Source organism: Pseudomonas putida (genome assembly GCA_041879295.1).
GTDB classification, from domain to species: Bacteria; Pseudomonadota; Gammaproteobacteria; order Pseudomonadales; family Pseudomonadaceae; genus Aquipseudomonas; species Aquipseudomonas putida_Y.
In genome coordinates this window covers 2,795,167-2,818,140 of sequence record CP047152.1, presented here as the reverse complement: position 1 = coordinate 2,818,140, position 22,974 = coordinate 2,795,167, and the positions used below count along the sequence as shown (strand labels likewise).

Below are 22,974 nucleotides of genomic sequence, written 5' to 3'. Positions count from 1 at the left end.
ATGCGTAAGCCTCCTATCCCGCTGATGTTGTGCCTCAGCCTGGCGGGTTGCATGGTGGGGCCAGATTACCAGCCCCCGAAAATCGACACCCCCGCTGCCTACCGTTATGCGGACAAGGAAGCAAAAGACCTGTCGAATACGCTGTGGTGGGAGCAGTTCCACGACCCGGTTCTGAATGAACTGATCCGCACGGCGCTGCTGGAAAACAAGGACATCAAGATTGCCGCCGCGCGGGTCGAAGAATTCCAGGGCCGTTACGGCCAGACCCGTTCTCTCTTGTTTCCACAAGTCGGTCTGGGCGCCCAAGGGCAGCGCTCCCGTTCGCCGCGGGACACCGGTCCGGTCTCGCTGGACCCGTCGGTGGATCCGGTGTTCAACAACTACCAGGCCATTCTCAGTGTGAACTGGGAGCTGGATATCTGGGGCCGGTTGCGCCGCCTGGATGAATCCGCCCGTGCCGATTTGCTGGCCTCGGAAGAAGGCCGTCGAAGCGTGATCTTGAGTCTGGTCGCTTCGGTTGCGTCGAGCTACGTGACCCTGCGTGACCTCGACCGGGAACTGGAAATCGCCCGCACGACCGCCAAGGCTCGCAGTGAGTCCTACGAAATATTCAAACTGCGCTACGGTGCCGGCACCATTTCCGAAATGGAACTGGCACAGAATCAATCCGAACTCGAGCGCACCCAGGCGTCAGTTGCGCAACTCCAACCCCTGGTCGCGCAACAGGAAAACGCCTTGGCCGTGCTGCTTGGGCGTAACCCTGGGCCAATCATCCGCGGCCGTGACCTGGCCCAACTGAATCTGCCAACGGTGCCGGCCGGCTTACCATCAGACTTGCTTGAACGGCGACCGGACTTGCGTCAGGCAGAACTGAATCTGATATCGGCCAATGCACAGATCGGCGCTGCCAAGGCTCAATACTTCCCGACTATTTCCCTGACCGGCCTGTTAGGTTCCGCCAGTAACCAACTGTCGAACCTGTTCACTGGACCCGCTTCTACCTGGTCCTATGGTGTGGCGGTAAGCATGCCAATCTTCACAGCCGGCGGTATTGCCGGGCAGGTGCAGCAAGCTGAAGCCATCCAGAAACAGGCGCTGCAAATTTACCAACAGTCGATTCAATCGGCGTTCAGGGACGTGGAAAATGCCTTGGTCGCATCGAGCAAATCCAGAGAACGGATGGCCTACCAAGCCAGGCAAGTCGAGGCACTGAGCACTTATGCCCATTACGCACGGTTGCGCTACGACAACGGCTATACCAGCTACATCGAGGTGCTGGACGCCGAGCGCAGCCTGTTCGACGCCGAATTGGATTACACCCGCACCCGCGGTTCGGTGTTCACCAACATGATTGATCTGTACAAGGCGACTGGTGGTGGCTGGGTGACCGAGGCGGACAAACTGACAGCAACTGCCAATCAAAAGCGACCATGAGCATGATGGAGACACCGTGTCGGCAGACCGGTTTAGCCGTGCCAACGCCAGCGGTAGCTGTACCTTGGCCCTCTCGAGGTTAAACACTTGCGCTGGAAGGACAGTGGCGCGGGATGACGGATCCGGCTCACAGGCAAACCACAAAACGCTCCCGCCAAGGCTATGAAATGTGGTGTTTTCCAAGCGGAGCATCCACGCAGCTCAGGGGCAGGCTGCTACGCTTTTGTGATGGGACCGAACCATAACGCGATCTTGCTCCTGAACAACTTCGACTTCGTTGAGTAAAGGAGTGGAAATGTCTCCCAGTAAGAAGAAATCCGTCCAGGGTGCGGCTCGAGAACCAAAGTTCGGAATTTACGAGCCGACTTTTCGCTCGCGAAAAGAACGCCTGAACGCAGGAGAGCGGATACGCGAGAGCCTGCCACACTCATCTCACGCAGTGTGGAAACCACCGCGCAAGCATCGTAACCCTATCGATCTCCTTGAAGCGTCCAATCGATATAGACTCCCCAGTCTAGTGCCCGTGCGCTATGGACGCATGTTGCGCAGCCCCTTCACCTTCTTGCGCGGTTCTGCGGGATTGATGGTTCATGACTTGGCCAGCCTCCCCAACACCGGCATTCGGGTACAGGCGTGCGGTGATTGTCACCTGTTGAACTTCGGACTGTTCGCGACACCCGAGCGCAATCTGATTTTTGACATCAATGATTTCGACGAAACCCTTCCCGCCCCCTGGGAGTGGGATGTCAAACGCCTGGCGATCAGCTTCGCCGTCGCGGCTGCAGATAACAGGCTCAGCGAAAAAGATGCCCACGCGATCGCCGTCAAATCCGTTAAAGCTTACCGGGAACGTCTACGCGAGCTTTCGAAATTGAGCCCGCTGGAAGTCTGGTATGACCACCTGGATGCACAAACGATCATCGATATGGCCCCCAATGCCAAAATCAAAAAAAACCGTGAGCAATTGATAGAAAAAGCCAAGGTTCGAGTCGGCGATTACCTTTATCCCATGATCAGCAGTGAAGTGGCGGGCCGTCGACGCCTGATCGATCAACCCCCTGTTCTGTTTCATATCTATGAAAAGGACTTTGATAAACGGGTGCATGCGGCACTGCAAGACTATCGATTATCGCTACCCCATGAACGCCGCATACTGTTTGATCGGTACCGTCTCGAAGACTTTGCCGTCAAAGCCGTCGGAATAGGGAGCGTCGGCACCTATTGTTTTGTCGGCCTGTTCTTTTCCGCGGAGAACCACCCCCTGCTTCTGCAATTCAAGGAAGCGTGTCCTTCCGTGTTGGGGCCTTACGCGGGAAAAAGCGAGTACGAGAACCAGGGGCAACGCATTGTCACAGGGCAGCGGCTGATGCAGTCTTCCAGCGACATTTTTCTGGGCTGGACGCAAGGCCAAAAAGGCCGCCATTTCTTTGTGCGGCAGTTGCGAGACATGAAAATGTCTGCGCCGATCGAAGGCGCAACGACCACACAAATGAAGCTGTACGCCGAGCTATGCGGTCGTACCCTCGCGCGTGCCCATGCAAAATCCGGGGATGCGGCACTGATTAGCGGCTATTTGGGTAAGTCGGACTCCTTCGACCAGGCCATCGGCAAATTTGTCATGACCTATGCAAAGCAAAATGCAAAAGACTATGCCGCGTTGGTAGCCGCAGAAAAATCCGGACGGATCAAAGCATTGAGAGAAGAAGACTGACACCGCCGCCCCGTACTGTTGCCTTAACCAACCGCGCTGAATGCCATTATCTGAGGCCCACAAAAAATGCGTCATGAGGCAACACTATGGATCACCAGACCTCTGTGCCGAAGATCACGCACCTGCCGCACCGTATCCGCCTGTTGGTACTGGTCGCCACTGCGTGCTACGTTGGGGGCTGCGGTACGCTGGGGCCGACCTCGATACAGCGCGATCGCACAGACTACGGCACGGTGATTGCCACGACCTGGAAAGAACAGACACTGCTCAATATCGTCAAGTTGCGCTACGCCGATGCACCGGTGTATCTGGAAGTCTCTTCGGTGATCAGCTCCAGCGCCATACAAAGTCAGGTCAACCTCGCAGCAGGCTGGTTTTCGGGATTGCCCAACGACGGTAGCAGTCAGGCCATAGGCGCATCCGGCGTTTACACAGATCGTCCAACAATCAGCTATACACCGCTTTCCGGGGAGCGGTTCTCACGCTACTTGTTGCAACCCTTATCTCCTGAGGCCGTTTTTTCGCTTATTCAGGCAGGCTACCCGGTCGACCGCGTGCTGCAATTGACCGTCCGAGCAGCGAATGGTGTGTACAATCGATCGGTATCGCCTACACGCTTGCGTGCCGCAGATCCACGTTTCTATGAGCTATTGGATGCGTTAAGGCGGATACAGCGTTCGGAATCGCTAGGGAAGGTCTGAAGTAGCCCTGTATTTCCGGTCGACTTCAGCCCTCGCTGCTTTTGAAAGCGGGCCGTCGATCAAATTCGACCAGGTAACCCGCTCAGTTCTCCGTTTTTGGCCGCCGCGAGCACCTCGCAGCAGCCATTTTCCGCATTACAGGTGCACCTTTCCTGCGGTAGTCAGCAAATGTCGGCGCGCCATCCATAGGTTCGACAGCGCGAACAGCGTCACCAGCTGAGCGGTGTTCTTGGCCAGGCCACGGAAGCGCACCTTCACGTAACCGAACTGGCGCTTGATCACTCGAAACGGGTGCTCGACCTTCGCTCGCACTTGTGCCTTGGCCTTCTCGATCTTGCGCTTGGCTTTGTACAGGGCGCTGCGTTTATCGAGCTTCTTGTAGGTGCTGCGGCGTGCTGCGACCTGCCAGATCACTTCGCGGCCAGCATGTTCGGGGCGCTTTTCGACGCCGGTGTAGCCGGCATCGGCGCAGACGACGTTCTCGTCACCGTGCAGCAGTTTGTCGACCTGGGTGATATCCGCCACGTTGGCTGCCGTGCCTACCACGCTGTGTACCAGCCCCGACTCATCATCCACGCCGATGTGCGCCTTCATGCCAAAGTAATACTGGTTCCCTTTCTTGCTCTGGTGCATTTCCGGGTCGCGCTTGCCGTCCTGGTTCTTGGTCGAGCTGGGCGCGTGGATCAGTGTGGCATCGACGATAGTGCCCTGGCGCAGCGACAGGCCGCGATCCCCCAGGTAGCCATTGATTACGCCGAGGATGCCGGCTGCCAGCTCATGTTTCTCCAGCAAGCGACGGAACTTGAGGATGGTGGTTTCGTCGGGAATACGCTCGAGGCTCAGCCCGGCGAACTGACGCAGGATGGTCGTCTCGTAGAGCGCTTCTTCCATGGCCGGGTCGCTGTAGCCGAACCAGTTCTGCATCAGATGGATACGTAACATGGCCATCAGCGGATAGGCTGGACGACCACCTTCACCCTTTGGGTAGTGTGGCTCGATCAGGGCAATCAATCCCTTCCACGGCACCACCTGATCCATCTCGATCAGGAACAATTCCTTACGGGTCTGCTTGCGCTTGCCGGCGTACTCGGCGTCGGCGAAGGTCATCTGCTTCATGGAAAAACTCGGCTGGCGGGATCGGCGTATTTCACCAGATTCAGGAAGTCTTTTTCAGACCTTCCCTAGGTGTAAGAGTCAGTACCCGCGCCAACGAAAGAAGCGAAGTGCTCATGATCGAACGTGACATCCCCGATGATGTGGAGAAGGATCGCCTTACCGTACGAAAGATTCTTCACTTGCGGCCCGACAAGGATGAACTGACACTGACTTTCGGTATGGTATCCAGGAGCGATACCGAGATTGCGCTCCTGACACGCTCCATGTCAGAAATCTTTCTGGAACTCGCCGCGACGATCGAGGCCCCTGCCGCGCATTTGCAAGATGGGCGAGCAAACCCCATGCCTCCCGTGCCCGATCATCCCAGTCCGTGGGACGATCCTCTGGTTCGCATCCATTCGAGCGAAGAGCGACCCGCTGATGCCTATGCTGCTGTGCACTATCGCGACTATTGGTTTTGGATCGACGACCACGACATGAAATCCAAATCGGAGTTCTTGTTCATACTGGTACTGTTCTCTCTTGCCGAAACAGGCGTGGCGCCGCAAGCCCCTGTGATCACCGTACCCGCTAACTGATGTGACAGTCATTATCCATAACCCGCCAAGGTCATATCAAAGGCGCTGCCGGTTGGACGAAGTGAAATAGGCAAGGATCATTGATCTTTATCAATTGTTAACGGTTAATCGAGTTCACGCTGATAACGACGTAACGCCGCACCGCCACGGAGTACCCGCCGTAAGCAATCCATCGTCGATTACCTGTTGGCGATAGCACTGTTCGATGGCCCTTTCCCGGGCTTTGAACCTGCCAACCTGCTGTCAAGATCAAGCGAGACTGCCAGGTGCGCCCACCCTGCAGAGTTTACGTAGTCAAGCATTGAGCATTAGCCCCCTATTCGGCCACGCGTTGCACGTTGCCGGACCAAGGTTCAAAACATTGAACGCGGCAAGGAGTTTGCGATGGCTGATTCAAGCAAAAAAATGAGCCTGGTCGGGCTCACGACGCTGGTGACAGTCAACATGATGGGTTCGGGGATCATCATGTTGCCTACCAACATGGCTCAACTGGGTGCCGTCTCGCTGTTGTCGTGGCTTTTCACGGCAATCGGCTCGATGGCCATCGCTTATTGTTTTGCCCAGTGCGGCGTCTTCTGCTCACGCTCTGGCGGGTTGTCCGCCTACACCGAAGAGGCTCACGCGAAGTCGGGTTTTTTCCTCTGCTCGTACCTGTACTTCCTGTCTCTGGCCATCGCCAACGTAGCCGTGGCCATCTCTGCGGTGGGCTACATGACCGCTTTCTTGCCCTGGCTGGGTAGTGGTGCCATCCCGTTGTGCATAGGCACCATCGGGCTAATCTGGCTGACCACCTTCGCCAACTTCGGCGGTCCCGGCATCACCGGCAAGATCGGTGCTTTCACGGTCTGGGGCGTGATCATTCCGGTAGCAGGCCTTTGCATCATCGGCTGGTTCTGGTTCAAGCCCGATGTACTGGTCGCCGCCTGGAACCCTAACGATCTGCCGATTTCCGAGTCCATCGCCAAAGCCATTCCTCTGACCCTGTGGGCGTTCCTGGGCATGGAGTCGGCGGCCCAAGCCACCGATGCCGTGGAAAACCCCAAGCGCAACGTGCCACTGGCCTGCCTGTTCGGCACCTTGGGGGCTGCCGGTGTCTATATACTGTCGACCACCGTCATCCAGGGCATCATTCCCAATGCCGATCTGGCCAAGTCCACGGCGCCCTTCGCGCTGGTCTACGCCACGATGTTCAATCCATTGGTAGGCCATATCGTCATGGCCCTGGCAGTCATGGCGTGTGTCGGCTCGCTGCTGGGGTGGCAATTTACCTTGGCGCAAACTGCCAAGATGACCGCCGACCAGAACCTGTTCCTCAAGTTCTTCAGCAAGGTCAACGCCATGAACGCCCCTGTCGTCGGCATGATCGTCTGTGGCGTGCTGCAAACCTTGATGGCCCTGTCGACCATTTCACCGGATGCCGCCGCCCAGTTCAGCAAGCTGGTCAACCTGGCGGCGGTGACTAACCTCATCCCATATTTAACCGCGCTGACCGGTCTGCTGGTCATCATGTACAAGGCCGGTGTCTCAACGACGATCTACGCGCGCAACCTGGTAGTGCTGCTGGTGGCGGTGACGTACTCCTTGTATGCCCTGTATGCCTGCGGCAAGGATGCGGTGATGGGCGGCACCCTGGTACTGGCCTTCGGTTACCTGCTCTACGGTTTCCTCGCCAAGCGTTTCACCGACACGCTGCCAGCCGAACAGGCCGGGGCCGGCAATCCTTAGGCGCGGCAGCCAGGACTGCACAGACATCTGCATACGGGGAAACCGGACATGAACGTACCCTTGATCAAAACCACCCGTTTTTTGCTCGCTCTGGCGTTTTTGACGCTGCCTTTGATGGCCAGTGCCTCCACACTTGAACGCGTGCGCAGCAGCCACAGCTTCACCATGGGCTACCTGCCAGACCTGGCCCCCTTCAGCACGCAGGAAGGCGACAAAGCCAGCGGCTATGCCATCGAGCAGTGCCTTAAAGTTGCAGACAAGCTCAAGCGCGAACTTGGCCTGCCGGACCTGCAAGTGCGCTACCAGCCGGTTACGGTTTACGAGCTGGTCAGTGCGGTCAGCCAGGGGAAAGTCGATATTCTCTGCACGCCGACTCCGCCCACTCTGGAACGGCGCAAGACGATCAGTTACGCCATACCGATCTACACCGCCGGTCTCTCTGTCGTGGTACGCAAGGATGCCCCCGAATCGCTGCTCAATGTACTCAATGGCAAAGTCGCCAATAGCGGACCCACCTGGCGAGCAAGCATCAACAGCGGTCTGGCCAACCACACTTACGCCACCATTGAGGGCGGTGTAACGGAAGACTGGATTCGCGAAAGGATGCGCCTGCTTGGTGTAATCGCTTCACTGGTTACCGTGGCCAACAACGATGAGGGCATCAAGCTGGTCGCTGACGGCAAGGCGGACGCGTTCTTTGCCGAGCGCATGTTGCTGAGAAACGAAATAGCCAAGGAAGGGGCTCCCAAAAACCTGATGCTCCTGGACCGCATATTCGAGTACTCGCCGGTGGCGATGATGGTGGCGCGCAATGACGACGACTTCCGCTTGCTGGTCGATACGGCCCTGAGCGAAGCCTATCGCTCGGGCTCCATTGAAAAGGACTACGACAAATACTTGGGAGGGACCGACGATATCGTGAAGAAATTTTTCAGGGTGTATGCGGTGCCCAAGTGACATCAATCGCTACAGGCCGTCAGCGGGCAGCCTTCTAACCTTGGCCACAAGCACATACGAGAAACGCCATTTCCTGAGCGTGGCGAGTGTCTGGTAAACCAGGGTCGGCGTGGTGAGGCGACGTTTCTTATCGGTCTTGCCAGCGGTGATGATCAACTCGGCAAGACTCGCTAAAACGTCAGCACGACCTTCTCGGACGAGTACGCATAGCGTTCGTGGTGGTACGAGCCGGCCTGGATACCATGCTTGCGGAGCTTGTCCCTGCTCTACCGTTCAGCGGCCTTAATTATTCAATGAGCGTTAGCGGACGCTCGGGTTTTCCAAAGCGAAAGCAACACGCCGCCAATCAGAAGGCCGATTGTTACGCTCAACGATATTTCGGCTGGCACTTTACCCACCACGTCATGAAGGAAAATTTTCGAGCCTATAAAGACAAGCACCAGAGCCAGCGCATATTTAAGGTAAATAAAGCGACTGATCATGGCAGCCAATGCAAAATAGAGCGCTCGCAAGCCGAGAATGGCAAAAATATTCGACGTATAAACGATGAACGGATCCTGTGTGATAGCAAAAATCGCAGGTACGCTGTCAACAGCAAATACCAAATCTGCACACTCAATCAAAATAAGTGCAAGGAAGAGCGGTGTCACCCATAGCATTCTTTTTCCTGACGCGTCAGGCAAGCGAACCAAAAAACGTTGACCGTGCAATTCCTTGGTGATGCGCAGGTGTCTACGTAGGTATTTGACGAAACGGTTGTTTTCCAGGTCAGGCGCATGATCGACGCGAGCGAAGAGCATCTTTACCCCGGTGAACACCAGGAAGGCGCCGAAGCAGTAAAGTATCCAACTGAACTGGGCGATGAGCGCAGCCCCAAGGCCGATCATGATAGCTCTCAAGACGATGACCCCCATGATCCCCCAAAACAATACTCGGTGCTGGAACTCCCGAGGAATGGCCAGGAAACTGAATATCAGGGCAATAACGAAAACGTTATCCATTGACAGGGATTTTTCAATCAAGAAACCCGTCACATAGTCCATGCTGGCATCGCTGCCTTTCTGGAAGTACACCCAGACCGCGAACAAAAGGCCCATACTGATGTAGCCCGCAGACAGCAACAAGCTCTCTTTAACTCCAATCTCCCGATTCCCGCGATGGAGCACACCTAAGTCAAGCGCCAACAGTGTTAGCACAACAGCGAAAAAGGAAAGCCAAAGCCAGAGGTCAGTACCAAGAACGTCTTGATAGAGATACGCACTAAGGGCAGACATGAGCCCCTCCTGTATAGTCGTAGTTGAACAACTATGACTCCGACATGGCGGTATAACCGTCAGAGGGGCCCGGCGTCACGAATAAAGAATTTATCGAGCGCGAGTAGGCTGCAAGTAGAAAACATTTACAAATCGTGTCCATGACAAGCCAAAAGGCTTGCAGTGAAAAACTAACTTCGAACACCTGATTGCACCAGCCTCATGGGTGCCCCGCACGTTATCAACGCCTTCATTGGAGCAAAGCGTCGCTCGCTCGCGTCGACCTGATGCAGCGCCTTCCGTCGCTCAGAAGGCACCCTCACACGCGCGGCAGGCCGAACAAAAGGGTAAACACTATAAAAAGGAGTTTCGCCATGACACCGGCAAAACCTTATACGTTACTGCTCACGCTGTGCCTGGGCTGCGCTTCACCACTTGCTTTGGCCGCCACAGACCTGAACCATCAGCACGCCCCAGGCATGCAATCGAACGACAATGGACAAATGCACGACCAAAGCGGTGCGACTGGCTCGGGAACGCCAGGCGATGGCATGGGTACGGGTGATGGCGGTACTGACGACAATGGTACGGACAATACCGGCGGTGACGGTACCGACAGCGGCTCGGGAACCGGCAGCAATGGCTCTGGTGATAGCGGCGCAAATGCGGGTAGTGGTAGCAATGGCTCAGCCGGAGGTGGATCAGGCGCAGGTTCCGGCAGTTAGCTGAAAGGGCCGATGGCAACGGATCACTTATCCATCGCCCGGTTCGTCGGTTCTACCCGGGTTCAAACCGTTCATGCAACCCACGCAGGAGTAAATACCATGCCACGCGGGGACAAAGACAAGTACACGGACGCGCAGAAACGCAAGGCCGAGCACAAACAAACAATCCGGTGGCGGTGAGAAGCACGGAGGCTCGGGAAGCAGGACATCGTCGCGGGCGAAGAAGACCGCACGCTCGGATTCGGCCAAACGCGCCGCTGAATCTCGCCAGGGGCATTCGCGGATGTCGCACGCGTCGCTGGAATCGCAAAGCAAGGAAAGCCTTATGAAAGAGGCACGCAGCAAAGACATCAAGGGGCGCTCGACCATGACCAAGGCCCAGTTGATTGACGCCCTGCAAAAACACGGGTGACGGCCAGATGTGATCGGCAACTTGGCAAGCGGGCTGAACGTTTAGTCAACCGGCCCGGTCGCACAACAGAGACGCAGCCGACTGCGCAAACCCTGACCGTGAGGACCTTCCATGAGCGCGATCTCTCCCAATGGGGTTGAAGAACACCCCATCTGCCTGACCCTGAATGGTCAGCGCCGAACATTGCAGGTGAATCCCTGGACCACCCTCCTCGACCTTTTGCGTGAGCAGTTGGACCTGGTTGGCACCAAGAAGGGTTGCGACCATGGCCAGTGCGGGGCCTGCACGGTGCTGCGCGATGGCAAGCGCGTCAATGCCTGCCTGACCTTGGCCATCATGTGCAATGGGGCCGAATTGGTGACCATCGAAGGGCTGGCCGTCGGCGACGTTCTGCACCCAATGCAGCGCGCATTCATCACCCACGATGCCTTCCAGTGCGGCTACTGCACCCCGGGGCAGATCTGCTCCGCAGTCGGGCTTGCCCGTGAAGGGCGTGCCGACACCCGCGAGGCCATTCGCGAACAGATGAGTGGCAACCTTTGCAGGTGTGGTGCATACGGCAACATCGTCGCTGCGGTAGAAGAAGCCCTACCGTTGATGACGGACCTGGCCCAGCCTCAACGAGGGCCGAATCCATGACGCCTTTCAGCTACCACAAGCCCGCATCCATCAGCGAAGCCGTGAGCCTGGCAGGCGCCAGCTCGCACTTCATTGCCGGCGGCACCAACCTCGTCGACCTGATGAAAGAAAACGTGGTTCGCCCCAAGCGCCTGATCGACATTTCCGGCCTTGGGCTGAACGGCATCCACCTCACGTTGAACGGTGGCTTGTTGATCGGCGCATTGGTGAGCAATGCCGACCTGGCCTGGCATCCAATGATCGAGCAGCACTATCCATTGCTGTCAGACGCCATCCTGGCTGGGGCATCACCGCAGCTGAGGAACATGGCCAGCACCGGTGGCAACTTGCTGCAACGTACCCGGTGTTACTACTTCTACGACACCGGCACCCCCTGCAACAAACGTGAGCCCGGCAGCGGATGCCCGGCGCGTACAGGCTCGAACCGTATCCACGCGATTCTCGGCGCCAGTGATGCCTGTGTCGCGACCCATCCCTCGGATATGTGTGTGGCATTGGCAGCGCTCGAAGCCGTGGTGCATGTGCAGGGGCCGCGCGGAGAGCGCCAAATACCTTTTGCGGCGTTCCATCGTCTCCCCGAGGACACCCCGGAGCGAGACAATCAGCTGGCAGTCGATGAACTGGTGGTCGCCATCGAGCTGCCACCCCCGGAGTTCGAAAACCATTACCGTTATCTGAAAATACGCGACCGCGCCTCCTACGCGTTCGCGCTGGTGTCGGTCGCTGCAGCCTTGAAATTCGATGGTGAGGTGATCCAGCAAGCTCGCCTGGCGCTGGGCGGCGTTGCCCACAAGCCGTGGCGAGACCCGGTTGTGGAGCGCATGCTGGCCGGCCAAGCGCCTAGCGAAGCACTGTTCACCCGCGCCGCGCAAACGTTGCTGCAAGACGCAAAACCCCTGAGCCACAACGGGTTCAAGGTCACGCTGGCCCAACGTGCGATTGTGCGGGCACTGAATGACGCGGCCTACGGCGCCGCTTGCTGGAGGGCACGACCATGATCAACTCCACACCAGTAGTTGGCACGCCCCTGGACCGCGTGGACGGCATGGCGAAGGTCACCGGGCAGGCGCGCTACGCGGGCGAATACCCCGAGACAGGCCTGCTCCATGGCAGCGTCGTGTCCAGTACCATCGCCCGCGGTCGGGTACTCAACATCGACAGTGCGCAGGCAATGCGCGTGCCGGGGGTGATCGCCGTGCTCGACCATGCACATCGTCCGCATATTTCCAGTTATGACGACAACTACAGCGACGCCGACTCCGCGAAGGGGGCGCCGTTTAGGCCCTTGTTCAATGAACGAGTCCTCTACAATGGGCAACCGCTGGCGCTGGTGGTTGCCCAAACCCTCGAACTGGCCCGGTATGCGGGTTCGCTGATCAGGATCGAGTATGCCGAGGAGGCCCACCAGACCGACCTGGGCGCATGCCAACAGTCGCATGCAGCACTCACCGAGACACCGGCGCCGCGTGGTGACTTTGCCGCTCAGTTTGCCGGGGCCCCGGTGCAGGTGGATGCCACCTACCTGACAGCCAACGAGTACCACAACCCGATGGAGCCCCATGCGTCAACCGTACTCTACAAAGGCGACGGCACGCTGGAAATCCACGACAAGACCCAAGGCACACAAAACTGCCAGGACTACCTGCACAAGGTGTTTGGCCTGCCCAAGGCAAACATCCGCGTGCGCGCGGCATTCGTCGGCGGTGCCTTCGGCTCGGGCTTGCGTCCGCAGTACCAGTTGCCGCTGGCAGTGATGGCGGCGTTGCACCTGCAGCGTTCGGTGCGCGTCACGCTGACTCGCCAGCAGATGTTCACCTTTGGCTACCGGCCCCGCACCGAGCAGCGCCTGCGCCTGGGTGCTGACGCAAACGGGCAGTTGCTGGCGATCGCCCACGATGCGCTTGGCCAGACCTCCCGCTTCGAGGACTTCACCGAGCACGTGGTGGAATGGAGTGGCATGCTCTACCAGTGCGACAACGTTGCCCTCAGCTATCGCCTGGCCTCGCTCGATGTGTACACCCCGTTGGACATGCGAGCGCCTGGCGCCGCGTCGGGGATGATTGCCCTGGAATGCGCCATGGATGAGCTTGCCTGTGCAGCGCAGATTGACCCGCTCGAGCTGCGCCGCCGCAATTTTGCCGCCAGCAATGCCAACGAGGGCAAGCCCTACTCCAGCAAGGAACTGCTGGCGTGCTACCGGCAAGGTGCCGAACGTTTTGGCTGGCAAAACCGTAATCCGCAACCGCGCAGCATGCGCCATGGCAACCAGCTGGTCGGTTGGGGGATGGCCGGCGGCGTCTGGGAAGCCATGCAGATGAAAGCCAGCGCCAAAGCGCGCTTCGATGCCAAAGGCCACCTCACCGTCTGCAGTGCCACCACCGATATCGGGACCGGCACTTATACCGTCATGACGCAGATCGCAGCCGACGCGGCTGGCGCCAGGGTGCAGGATGTCACCTTCGTGCTGGGTGATTCTTCACTGCCCACCGCACCCCTTCAGGGAGGATCGTTCACGGTGTCGTCGGTCGGCTCGGCCGTCCGCCAGGCCTGCCATATACTGCGCACCAAAGTGCTGGAACATGCGCGCAAGATGTACCCCCAAGTGGCCAGCACGGCCCGGGAGCAGATCGTGTTCGCCGATGGCTACCTGCACGCAGGCAGCCATCGCCTGGCCTTGGCGGACATCATCGCCAGCGCCCCCGAAGGTGAGTTCGAAGTGCAAGTCGACGCGGAGCCCGGCGCCAGGCGTGAACCGTTCTCCACCGCCACGCATTCGGCGGTGTTCGTGGAAGTCCACGTCGACGAGGACCTTGGCACGATCAAGGTAGTACGGGTGGTCAGCGCCGTGGCGGCGGGACGGGTAGTCAACCCGAAAACCGCGCGCAGCCAGATCTTGGGAGGCGTTGTGTGGGGCATGGGTATGGCCCTGCACGAAGCCGCGCTCACCGACCATCGGTTGGGTCGCATCGTCAACCACAACCTGGCGGAGTACCACATCCCGGTCAACGCAGACTGCGGGGATATCGAAGTCATCTTCGTTGAAGAGCACGACGACATCATCAATGAACTGGGATCCAAGGGCGTAGGTGAAATCGGCGTCGTCGGGGTGGCAGCCGCGGTAGCCAACGCGGTCTACCATGCCACGGGCAAGCGTGTGAGAGAGTTTCCGATCACGCTCGACAAGGTGCTGTGACTGGGCGAGGGGGCAAGCCCCCATCCCCATTCGAGCCGTCGAGATAACGATGGGAACTGAAGCACCAATCGCAACGCCTGCCCGAGCGTTCTGGAGCGAGTTGTCACTGCAGCGTTCCGGCCTGCACGTTGCTGGCCCCGTGCGGGTGGGGAAATCCTCCACCATCACTACCATTAAGGAGGGTGACCACCCTCCTCCCAATGCGCGATAGGTAGTTACTGCAGCACGGGCCGCCTCTGTTTGCGCGACCGCTCGTGAATCTGAAGCCCAACGCGCTTCAGGTCAGCGTCGATCTTATCCAATAGTTTTTTCTCCCGCGCCAGCAGCCTCAAGCGAAGCGGCTTCCCGCCTCTGCCTGCTCAAGAGTCAGGACGTGATTTGCAACCTGCCCTTATTGTTATGTTATAACTCAGCCAGTAATCTGAAACTGATTCATACCCCTTGCTGCCACGTGCAAGGCTCCCACCACTGGATATAAATGATGAGCTCAGCACTACCCGACGTTTCCGTCACCGACCTGGCCCCCAGCCTCAGCCCGCTGCAATGGGTCGGCATGCAGGGTATCGACCTGCCGGTAAGGATCCAGGAAGCGACCTACCAGCGTGAACTGCACGCCCGGGCGGATGTTCAGGTCGACCTGCCGGCACCGCACGTCAAAGGCATTCACATGTCCAGGCTGTATCGCCTGCTGGACGCATGGGGGCAGGCTGCGGCGGTGTCGCCGGCAAGCCTCTTTGCGCTGTTGCAGGAGATGATCGACAGCCATCAGGATTGCGAAAGCCGCAATGCCAGGTTGCGCCTGGATTTCGACTTGCTGGTTCGCCGCCCTGCACTGGTGACCGAGGGTCTCTCTGGATGGAAGTCGTACCCGGTTCACGTGCTCGCGACGAAGGTCGGCGGGGCGCTGAACCTGAATATTGAGGTCAGGATCGGCTACTCCTCGACCTGCCCATGCTCGGCCGCTCTCTCCCGGCAGTTGATTGAAGACAGCTTCCTGCGAACCTTCAAGGACCAGCCACTGCTTGAAGCCGGCGCCGTCGCGCAGTGGCTGCGCAGCAACGCGTCGCTGGCGACGCCTCACAGCCAACGTAGCGAAGCTCGGGTGCGCGTCGCGGTGCCTGCCGATGCTCCGGATCTCGGGTTGCTGGCCTTGATCGACCAAGTCGAAGGCGCTTTGCGCACGCCGGTTCAGACCGCCGTGAAACGGGCTGACGAACAGGCTTTCGCAGCGCTCAACGGGCAGAACCTGATGTTCGTCGAGGACGCTGCGCGGCGCATACAGGTATGCCTTAGCGCTTATCGCGACACCCAGGTGCACGTCCGCCACCTGGAAAGCCTGCATCCGCACGACGCCTCGGCCTGGTCTACTCCGCAGGCCCCTGGCTAAGCCGGTTTGTCGACGGTTTCGACGAAAGCGCTCGCAGCAATCGTCGTTGCCTGCGAACGCTCCTCGGCAGCTACCATCGGGGCAGCAGGCATCCGGTATTGGTTCTCCCACTTCGCCACAACCAGAGGCGCCAGTGCGTTGCCCAAGACATTCAGCGCCGTGATCGGCATGTCCATCAAGCGATAGACTCCGGCGATGAACGCAATACCTTCCACAGGCAGACCGGCACTGGTCAGCGTAGCGGTCAAGATCACGAACATGGCCCCCGGAACGCCGGCTGCGCCCTTGGAGGTCAGCACCATGATGATGATCAGCATCGCCTGGTCAGCCAGGCTCAGGGGAATTTCATAGAGCTGCGCGATGAACAGCGTGCCGATGCCCACGAAAAGCGATGCGCCATCCAGATTGAAGGAATAACCCGTAGGGATAACCAACGTAGCAATCGAACGCGGCGCACCGTAGGCCTCGACCTTTTCAATCAACTGGGGCATGACAGTCGCCGAGGCGGCAGTACTGAACGCCAGGATCAACTCATCCTTGATCGCCTTGATCAGGTCGAAGATGTTGATCCCTGCAACCTTCGCGATGCCGCCCAGCACGACCACGCCGAACAGAATGACCGCGATGTAGGTGACGGCAATCAGTTTTGCCAGAGGCAGCAATGCGGAAAGCCCGAAGTTGGCGACCGTCACGCCGATCAGGCCAAAAATCCCGATGGGTGAGTAATGCATCACGATATGCGTCACTTTGAACATCGTCGCGGAAATGGCATTGACTACCGCGATCAGCGGCATTTTCTTCTCTTTGTCCAGAGCACTTAGCCCAAAGCCGAACATGACCGAGAAGAACAGGACAGGCAGCAGCTTTCCTTGCGCCATTGCACCGACGATATTGTCCGGGATGATATTGAGGATGACTTGACCAAACCCTGTGCTCTCCGAGGCAGAGGGAAGCGAGAGCGTTTGGGTGTTTGCAAGGGTGGTCAAGTTGGCACCTACGCCCGGCTGCGCAAGATTGCCAACCAGCAGGCCACAAACAATTGCGATGCTGGTCACGACGAAGAAGTAGAACAGGGCTTTCACCCCTACCCGCCCTATCGCCTTGTTATCACCATTGCCTGCGATCGCGCCGACCATGCACGCGAACACGAGGGGTACGACAATCATCTTCATCATCTTGATGAAAATATCGCCGACGGGTTGCAAAAGGTTGCTGGTTATCCAAGCTTTGTACTCGGGAAAGAAATTGAGAAGTGCCCCCACTACAACCCCGAGCACAAGACCTGCAATAATTCTAGTCACTAGACTAGTCTTCGCCATACGTCCTCCAGTTATTATAATTTGGACTGTACATTGGCCGGCAAAAATGCCAAACACATCGTTGGAACCTGTTATTTTTATTGAGTGGCCACTTACCGATACACGCCTCTTACTTCATGCAGACAAAGCGGGGGAGCGTCCCGGACGTTTTTGCCAATCAGGTGGCAAAAACACCTTCAAAGTCCTTGAACCCTTTGATCTCGATCGGGTTGCCACTGGGGTCCAGGAAAAACATCGTTCGCTGCTCCCCAGGTTGGCCAGGGAATCGTACAACCGGCGGTATGTCGAACTGCACACCATGAAACGCCAGGCGGTCTGCCATCGCGAACCAGTCATCCAGATGCAGCACCAAGCCGATATGCGGCATCAGCACTTCATGGTCGCCAACCTTGCCGGTACGGGTAGTTGGAAAGGGCACACCTTTGTGAAGCGAAATCTGGTGGCCGAAGAAATCGTAATCCACATAAGTTTCACTCGTGCGGCCTTCTTTGCAGCCGAGAATGTTACCGTAGAAGTTACGCGATGCTTCGAGATCTGTAACATGGTATGAAACATGAAATAACGATTTCATAACTACCCTCTTTGGTTTCTGATAGAACTTTTGGGGAGGTTAGCGTAGCCTCGCGCAAGTGCTAAAGCGCATTTTTCCATCTCTCAGCGAAAGGAAATGTTTTGGACACTCGATTTCTCGAAAGCCTGATTGCGGTAATAGAAACTGGCTCGATTGCAGCGGCTGCTCGACGGGAAAACCTGACAGCACCTGCAGTCAGCCAACGTATACAAGCACTCGAGAAGTCACTGGCGTGCGAACTCCTGATCCGAAGCGCACACGCTGTCGAACCGACCGAGAAATGCCTGTCGTTGCTGCCGAAGATTCGAGATCTGATCCAGGGGGCAGCAGAGCTAAAGGAGGATATGGACACCAGCAGCCTGTCCGGGTATCTCAAGATTGGCGCGATTTCTACCGCGTTGACAGGCATATTGCCGGAGGCCATGAACCAGCTATCAACCATTGCTCCGCAATTGAGGCTACGCATCACCCCGGGGGACTCGCGCAGTCTTTACGAACACGTGGCTTCCGGAGAGCTTGATGCGGGAATCATGGTATGTCCGCCCTTCAACGTCCCCAAAACCTTGCGTATGCAGGTGCTTCGAGAAGAACCCCTGATGCTTTTGACCAAAGACCCCATTGACAAGCGCAACGTCCGCTCGACGATTCTTGGGCGAAACCTGATTCGATATGACTCAAATGCCTGGGGTGGGCAGATTGCACAGCAATACCTGAATGACAATAACCTGCAGCCCGATGTGCTGTGTAATCTGGATGCGCTAGATGCAATCCACATCATGGTCGCAAAAGGCATGGGGGCTTCTGTTGTCCCGTACTGGGCGGGATTGAAGACTGACGACGTACATGCAACCCCCGTGTCGGAGGCTGACAGTTACATGCGCCAGGTCGTCCTGCTTTACAAGTCCACCCCCAGAAGGCCTAAAGCTGTGGAGGTTTTGAAGGAACAGCTTATGAATAACTGCAACTTCCCCTAAGGGCCTACACTCTCGGCAAAAAGGAGGACTTCATGATAGCTCGCTGGCGTTGGTTGGCTACGAGAATTGCCAAGCGTCTCTGGTTCAGGGCAACGCTTTTCTCCCTGTTGGGGGTGGTTACGGCGTTGGTGGCCGTGGTGCTCAAGGATGCGGTCCCCGTCACCTTGCCTGCCCGTATCGGTGCAGATGCGGTTGACAAGATATTGGGTATCATCGCCTCGAGCATGCTGGCCGTCACAACGTTTTCGCTGAGTACAATGGTCTCGGCCTACAGTGCCGCCAGCAGTGGCGTAACCCCGCGCGCCACTTCGTTGGTCATGGAGGACGCCACGACCCAGAACGCTCTGGCGACCTTCATCGGGTCCTTTCTCTTCAGCCTCGTCGGTATCATTGCACTGAGTACCGGAGCCTACGGTACACAAGGTCGTGTAGTGCTTTTCACCGTGACGATTGCGGTTGTGGTCCTGATCATTTACACCTTGCTGCGCTGGATTGATCACCTCTCCAAGCTAGGGCGCGTGGGCGAGACGATCGACCGTGTCGAAAAAGCTGTGATCAAAGCCATCGAGCAGCGTGTTGAACACCCCTATCTGGGCGGTGCAGCCTACCCGCCTGACCTCAAGCTTGCTGGGGCAGCCCATGAAGTGAAAAGCGGCCAGACAGGCTATGTACAGCACATCGATGTCCTTACGCTAAACAGGATTGCGACGGACACCAAGATTCGAATTTATCTCGAAGTCCTGCCTGGCACCTTTGTCCATGAGGGTATGGTGGTTGCGCGGGCCTTGGCCGTGAACGGTGAGCCGCTCAATGACAATGGCGCGCTGGACATCGATATTTTCGCTGCCTTGAGCATCGGCCTCAGGAGAACGTTCGAGCATGACCCGCGCTTCGGGCTTTCGGTGTTGTCCGAGATTGCCTCGCGAGCGCTGTCCCCTGCGGTAAATGATCCCGGTACAGCCATCGACATCATTGGGCGCGGCATTCGGTGCTTGACGTGTTGGGGGAAACTGCATCCCGTGGCGCAGAGTACGGATAACGAATGCGCGCAGGTCTATGTGCGTGCACTGGTGGCGGATGACCTGTTTGACGATTTCTTTGCACCGATCAGCCGGGACGGCGCAGCTTTGCACGAGGTCAATCTGCGCTTGATCAAAGCCCTTGTCAGCCTGGCGCACATCAACCCCCATGCATTTCGGCCCGCCTGCAGCCGGCATGCCGCGCGATTGCTTGCACACGCGGGCAGTGGGCTTGTGCTTCAACAGGACAAGGACGAACTCCGCGCGCTTGCTGCCGAACTCATAGGTGTCCACTAAGTCTCGTGCGCCTGTACCCGATTGAATATTCGCGCTTGAAAAGTCCCCCTGTTCAGATACCTCAGAAGATGTAGAATCCGTCGCCAACTCCAAACCTGATCATTCCGTTGTCACGCCGAGTCCCGTCATGAAGCTGGCCCACCACACACGATCACAGGTCGCCTGGGTGCTGTATTTCAGCATCCTGTTCGGCTCGTTGTTGTGCGCCATGGGCCATGGGCAAATGGCCGGGTTGCGCCTGGCTGGCATGGATGATGCCGCTTGGTGCACGGCTGACAGCAGCGGCATGTACCAAGGTGAGCAAGACTTAAGCGATTCGGCCCTGCCTGCCGGCGGTGACTGCGTGATCGCCAGCCTGTTCAGCGCCACGCTGCTGGCCGTATTTTTTGGCCTGCTGACCTTGCTCGCCGGCGAGCCGGGCAGCCCCTTACCCAACCAACCTCCACCACGCCTGCCCAAGCAGCGTTGGCCACTGGTCAACCCCCGCGCCTCTCCTGCTTCGCTTCTCGCGTTCTGACATCGCCACGTCCCCGTGCCGCCTGATCGGCAGCGGACGTGTGCTCACCGATTTCAGCCAGGAAGCCTTGCATGTTCCGCATGACCACTTTGGCGCTGCTCGTTGGCAGCGCAACCTGTGCCTGGGCGCAGGATGACACCCTGACCCTGCCGGCCAGCAATGTCACGGCCACAGCCAATCAACCCACGGAGGCAACCCGCCTTGACCTTGATCGCCCCATCGAAAGCGGCTCGCGGCTGAACCTCAGCGCCAGGGAGAACCCCGCTTCCGTCAGCGTTGCCGACCGCAAGACCATGGAGCGCATTGGCGCACGTAACTTCCAGGACGCCGCCAATGCACTGCCCGGGGTTAACGCCTCGGCTCCGCCCGGCTGGGGGGGGTATGTGTCGTACCGAGGGTTCAACGGTGCCCAGATCAGCCAGTTGTTCAATGGCATCAATTTGCAGTATGGCGGCGCGGCGCGCCCGGTGGGCGCCTGGATCTACGACCGCGTCGAATTGCTCGGCGGGCCATCCTCATTCCTCAACGGCAGCGGCGCTGTCGGTGGCAGCCTCAATTTCATCACCCGGCTGGCAAGCCGTGACGAAGACACCTTCGAAGGGCGCGTCAGTTATGCACGCTACGACACCATGGAAACGTCGGTCGCCTTCAACAAGGCGCTGAACACGGGCGACGGCCCGCGCCACTATGCGCGCCTCGACTACAGCCGCACCAGCACCAACGGCTATATCGATCGGCAGGAGAATGGGGCCGGCAATCTGGCTTTCTCGCTGCTTAGCGACATCAACGATCAGCTCTCGCACACGCTGGCCATCGAATACCTGGAAGAGCAAGAGGACAGCCCCTACTGGGGCACACCGGTATTGCAGCCACTGGTCGGTACCTTGCACATCGACAAGCACAACCGTTTCAACAACTACAACGTCGAAGACGGTCGCTACGAGCAGCGCACCCGGTGGCTGCGCTCGATCACCGACTACCGCTTCGACGACAACACCCAACTGCGTAACACCTTCTACCACTACAACGGCCAGCGCGATTACCGCAATCTCGAAGTGTATCGCTACAACGCCGACAACAGCGCCATCGCTCGCTCGGGCGGCTATCGCCAGCGGCACGACCAGGAGGTCAACGGCGACAGGCTTGAGCTGACCCACCAGGGCCAGTTGTTCGGCCTGGCCAGCGACTGGGCGTTCGGCATGGACTACAGCACCAACCAGCAAACCAACTACCCGCTGTCCAAGGGGGCGTTCGACACGGTTGACCCGAACGGCTTCGAACCCGGGCACTTCCTCGATATCCCCGGTATGGACGCGCCCATAACCAAGGGCAGAACCACCACCACCGACACCACCTCGGCCTTCGTCGAGAACCGTACCCGCCTGACCGATCAGCTGTCATTGATCACCGCACTGCGCTACGACCATATCGACTTCGACGTGGTCGACCATGTGGCGCGAGCCAGGCTCGACCGACGCTGGGACGCCATCACCGGTCGCCTGGGCCTGGTCTATGAGCTGACCTCCAACGTCAGCCTGTACACCCAATACAGTACCTCGGCCGAACCACCAGGCGGTACCCTGACCAGCGCCTCGATCAACCAGGTCGGCGACTTCGACCTGAGCACCGGCCGTCAGGTCGAAGTAGGCAGCAAGTTCGACTTCCTCGACGGCCGCGGCTCGGCCACGGCAGCGGCGTATCGCATCGTGCGCAAGGATATCTCCGTGCCCTCCTCGACCGTGCCGAACACCACCGAGCAGGCGGGCCAGCAGACCTCCACCGGCATCGAGCTGGCAGCCTCGTTCAAGGTCACGCCCAAGCTGCTGGCGGCAGGCAACTTCAGTTGGGTAAATGCCGAATACGATGAGTTCAACGAGACCATCAGCGGCGTGGTGTACTTGCGCAAGGGCAAGAACCCGGTCAACATCCCCGAGCGCGTGGCCAACCTCTGGTTGACCTACGACCTGGCGCCCGGCTGGCAGGTCGGGGCCGATGCCCGCTACGTCTCATCGGTGTACGCCAACACCGCCAACACCGCATGGGTACCGTCCTACACCGTCTACGGGCTGTCCATGACCCACGACCTGGACAAACACGTGCAAGTCAGCGCGCGGCTGCGCAACCTCACCGACGAGGTATATGCCCGTTTCATCCACCAGACCAACACCCAGTACTACCTGGGTGAGCCGCGCAGCCTGGAAGTCGCTGTGCTGTGGCGCTACTGATGACACCGACCGGGCGCCTTTCGTGTTTGGCTGCGGCCTAAGCGATTGTCGCTGTTCTCTGAAAAACAAAAGCCGGGACGGTAATACGCCCCGGCTTTTGTTTGGCCCGATGAGAACCCTGCCAAGAGTAAAAGACCGGAAGGGATAACCACTCTCTTGGACGCTGCATTCCAACAAAAAACCTGAGCCGAACGTTCATGATGGCCGCCTGCATGCGCAGT

General features: G+C 58.3%; 17 protein-coding genes and 3 pseudogenes. 16 read left to right on the top strand and 4 right to left on the bottom strand.

The features are described from left to right. The 3 genes and pseudogenes from GST84_12725 to GST84_12715 all read left to right on the top strand — a co-directional run bounded on the left by GST84_12725 (nucleotide 1) and on the right by GST84_12715 (nucleotide 3,837). A complete protein-coding gene (locus GST84_12725; GenBank protein ID XGB13186.1) occupies nucleotides 1-1,434 on the top strand; it encodes an efflux transporter outer membrane subunit in 1,434 nt (477 codons plus the stop codon). Between the two features lie 352 nt (nucleotides 1,435-1,786). Then, nucleotides 1,787-3,145 carry a DUF2252 domain-containing protein gene (locus GST84_12720; protein XGB15760.1) on the top strand — a complete coding sequence of 453 codons (1,359 nt, stop codon included), beginning with the start codon at nucleotides 1,787-1,789 and terminating at the stop codon, nucleotides 3,143-3,145. A gap of 86 nt (nucleotides 3,146-3,231) precedes the next feature. Next, nucleotides 3,232-3,837: pseudogene (locus GST84_12715) on the top strand (hypothetical protein). A gap of 144 nt (nucleotides 3,838-3,981) precedes the next feature. Here GST84_12715 and GST84_12710 read toward each other — a convergent pair. Further along, nucleotides 3,982-4,962, bottom strand: coding sequence for an IS5-like element ISPpu18 family transposase (locus tag GST84_12710; protein XGB13185.1), 981 nt, complete (start codon nucleotides 4,960-4,962; stop codon nucleotides 3,982-3,984). A gap of 62 nt (nucleotides 4,963-5,024) precedes the next feature. Between GST84_12710 and GST84_12705 the strand changes: the two are divergent. From GST84_12705 to GST84_12695, 3 genes and pseudogenes are all read left to right on the top strand, one after another. Next, nucleotides 5,025-5,540: pseudogene (locus GST84_12705) on the top strand (hypothetical protein). A gap of 384 nt (nucleotides 5,541-5,924) precedes the next feature. After that, complete coding sequence (potE, locus tag GST84_12700; protein ID XGB13184.1) at nucleotides 5,925-7,265, top strand: putrescine-ornithine antiporter; 1,341 nt, start codon at nucleotides 5,925-5,927, stop codon at nucleotides 7,263-7,265. Nucleotides 7,266-7,313: 48 nt separating this feature from the next. Continuing rightward, complete coding sequence (locus GST84_12695) at nucleotides 7,314-8,222, top strand: transporter substrate-binding domain-containing protein (GenBank protein XGB13183.1); 909 nt, start codon at nucleotides 7,314-7,316, stop codon at nucleotides 8,220-8,222. A gap of 290 nt (nucleotides 8,223-8,512) precedes the next feature. Here the strand turns inward: GST84_12695 and GST84_12690 are convergent, their stop codons facing one another. Continuing rightward, nucleotides 8,513-9,496, bottom strand: coding sequence for a TerC/Alx family metal homeostasis membrane protein (locus tag GST84_12690; GenBank protein XGB13182.1), 984 nt, complete (start codon nucleotides 9,494-9,496; stop codon nucleotides 8,513-8,515). Nucleotides 9,497-9,849: 353 nt separating this feature from the next. Between GST84_12690 and GST84_12685 the strand changes: the two genes are divergently transcribed. The 6 genes and pseudogenes from GST84_12685 (at nucleotide 9,850) to GST84_12660 (ending at nucleotide 15,831) form a co-directional block, all read left to right on the top strand. Continuing rightward, nucleotides 9,850-10,200 carry a hypothetical protein gene (locus GST84_12685; protein ID XGB13181.1) on the top strand — a complete coding sequence of 117 codons (351 nt, stop codon included), beginning with the start codon at nucleotides 9,850-9,852 and terminating at the stop codon, nucleotides 10,198-10,200. 99 nt (nucleotides 10,201-10,299) lie between these two features. Beyond that, nucleotides 10,300-10,612, top strand: a pseudogene (locus tag GST84_12680) (termination factor Rho). A 111-nt stretch (nucleotides 10,613-10,723) separates the two neighbouring features. Then, entirely contained in the window at nucleotides 10,724-11,251 is a 528-nt protein-coding gene (locus tag GST84_12675; GenBank protein ID XGB13180.1) for a 2Fe-2S iron-sulfur cluster binding domain-containing protein, read from the top strand. Beyond that, entirely contained in the window at nucleotides 11,248-12,249 is a 1,002-nt protein-coding gene (locus GST84_12670; protein XGB13179.1) for a xanthine dehydrogenase family protein subunit M, read from the top strand. The genes GST84_12675 and GST84_12670 overlap by 4 nt, the downstream gene beginning before the upstream one ends. After that, the gene (locus GST84_12665) at nucleotides 12,246-14,444 is read left to right on the top strand and encodes a molybdopterin-dependent oxidoreductase (GenBank protein XGB13178.1); all 2,199 of its coding nucleotides are present in this window, start codon (nucleotides 12,246-12,248) and stop codon (nucleotides 14,442-14,444) included. Before GST84_12670 ends, GST84_12665 begins: the two co-directional genes overlap by 4 nt. A 481-nt stretch (nucleotides 14,445-14,925) precedes the next feature. Beyond that, nucleotides 14,926-15,831, top strand: a complete 906-nt coding sequence (locus GST84_12660) for a GTP cyclohydrolase I FolE2 (GenBank protein XGB13177.1) — start codon at nucleotides 14,926-14,928, stop codon at nucleotides 15,829-15,831. Here GST84_12660 and GST84_12655 read toward each other — a convergent pair. Together GST84_12655 and GST84_12650 are read right to left on the bottom strand one after the other, a co-directional pair. After that, nucleotides 15,828-17,150: a cation:dicarboxylase symporter family transporter gene (locus GST84_12655; GenBank protein ID XGB13176.1), complete on the bottom strand. Its 1,323-nt coding sequence runs from the start codon at nucleotides 17,148-17,150 to the stop codon at nucleotides 15,828-15,830. The two genes, GST84_12660 and GST84_12655, sit on opposite strands and share 4 nt — an antisense overlap. A 157-nt stretch (nucleotides 17,151-17,307) precedes the next feature. Continuing rightward, nucleotides 17,308-17,721 (bottom strand): ring-cleaving dioxygenase, encoded by a 414-nt coding sequence (locus GST84_12650; protein ID XGB13175.1) that lies wholly within the window; start codon nucleotides 17,719-17,721, stop codon nucleotides 17,308-17,310. 101 nt (nucleotides 17,722-17,822) lie between these two features. Here GST84_12650 and GST84_12645 point away from each other — a divergent pair, with 101 nt between their 5' ends. The 4 genes from GST84_12645 (at nucleotide 17,823) to GST84_12630 (ending at nucleotide 22,753) form a co-directional block, all read left to right on the top strand. Further along, nucleotides 17,823-18,695: a LysR family transcriptional regulator gene (locus GST84_12645; protein XGB13174.1), complete on the top strand. Its 873-nt coding sequence runs from the start codon at nucleotides 17,823-17,825 to the stop codon at nucleotides 18,693-18,695. A gap of 32 nt (nucleotides 18,696-18,727) precedes the next feature. Then, nucleotides 18,728-20,011, top strand: a complete 1,284-nt coding sequence (locus tag GST84_12640) for a DUF2254 domain-containing protein (GenBank protein ID XGB13173.1) — start codon at nucleotides 18,728-18,730, stop codon at nucleotides 20,009-20,011. A 127-nt stretch (nucleotides 20,012-20,138) separates the two neighbouring features. After that, nucleotides 20,139-20,528 (top strand): DUF2946 domain-containing protein, encoded by a 390-nt coding sequence (locus GST84_12635; GenBank protein XGB13172.1) that lies wholly within the window; start codon nucleotides 20,139-20,141, stop codon nucleotides 20,526-20,528. 71 nt (nucleotides 20,529-20,599) lie between these two features. After that, nucleotides 20,600-22,753 carry a TonB-dependent siderophore receptor gene (locus GST84_12630; GenBank protein ID XGB13171.1) on the top strand — a complete coding sequence of 718 codons (2,154 nt, stop codon included), beginning with the start codon at nucleotides 20,600-20,602 and terminating at the stop codon, nucleotides 22,751-22,753. The last annotated feature ends 221 nt before the right edge of the window (nucleotides 22,754-22,974 follow it).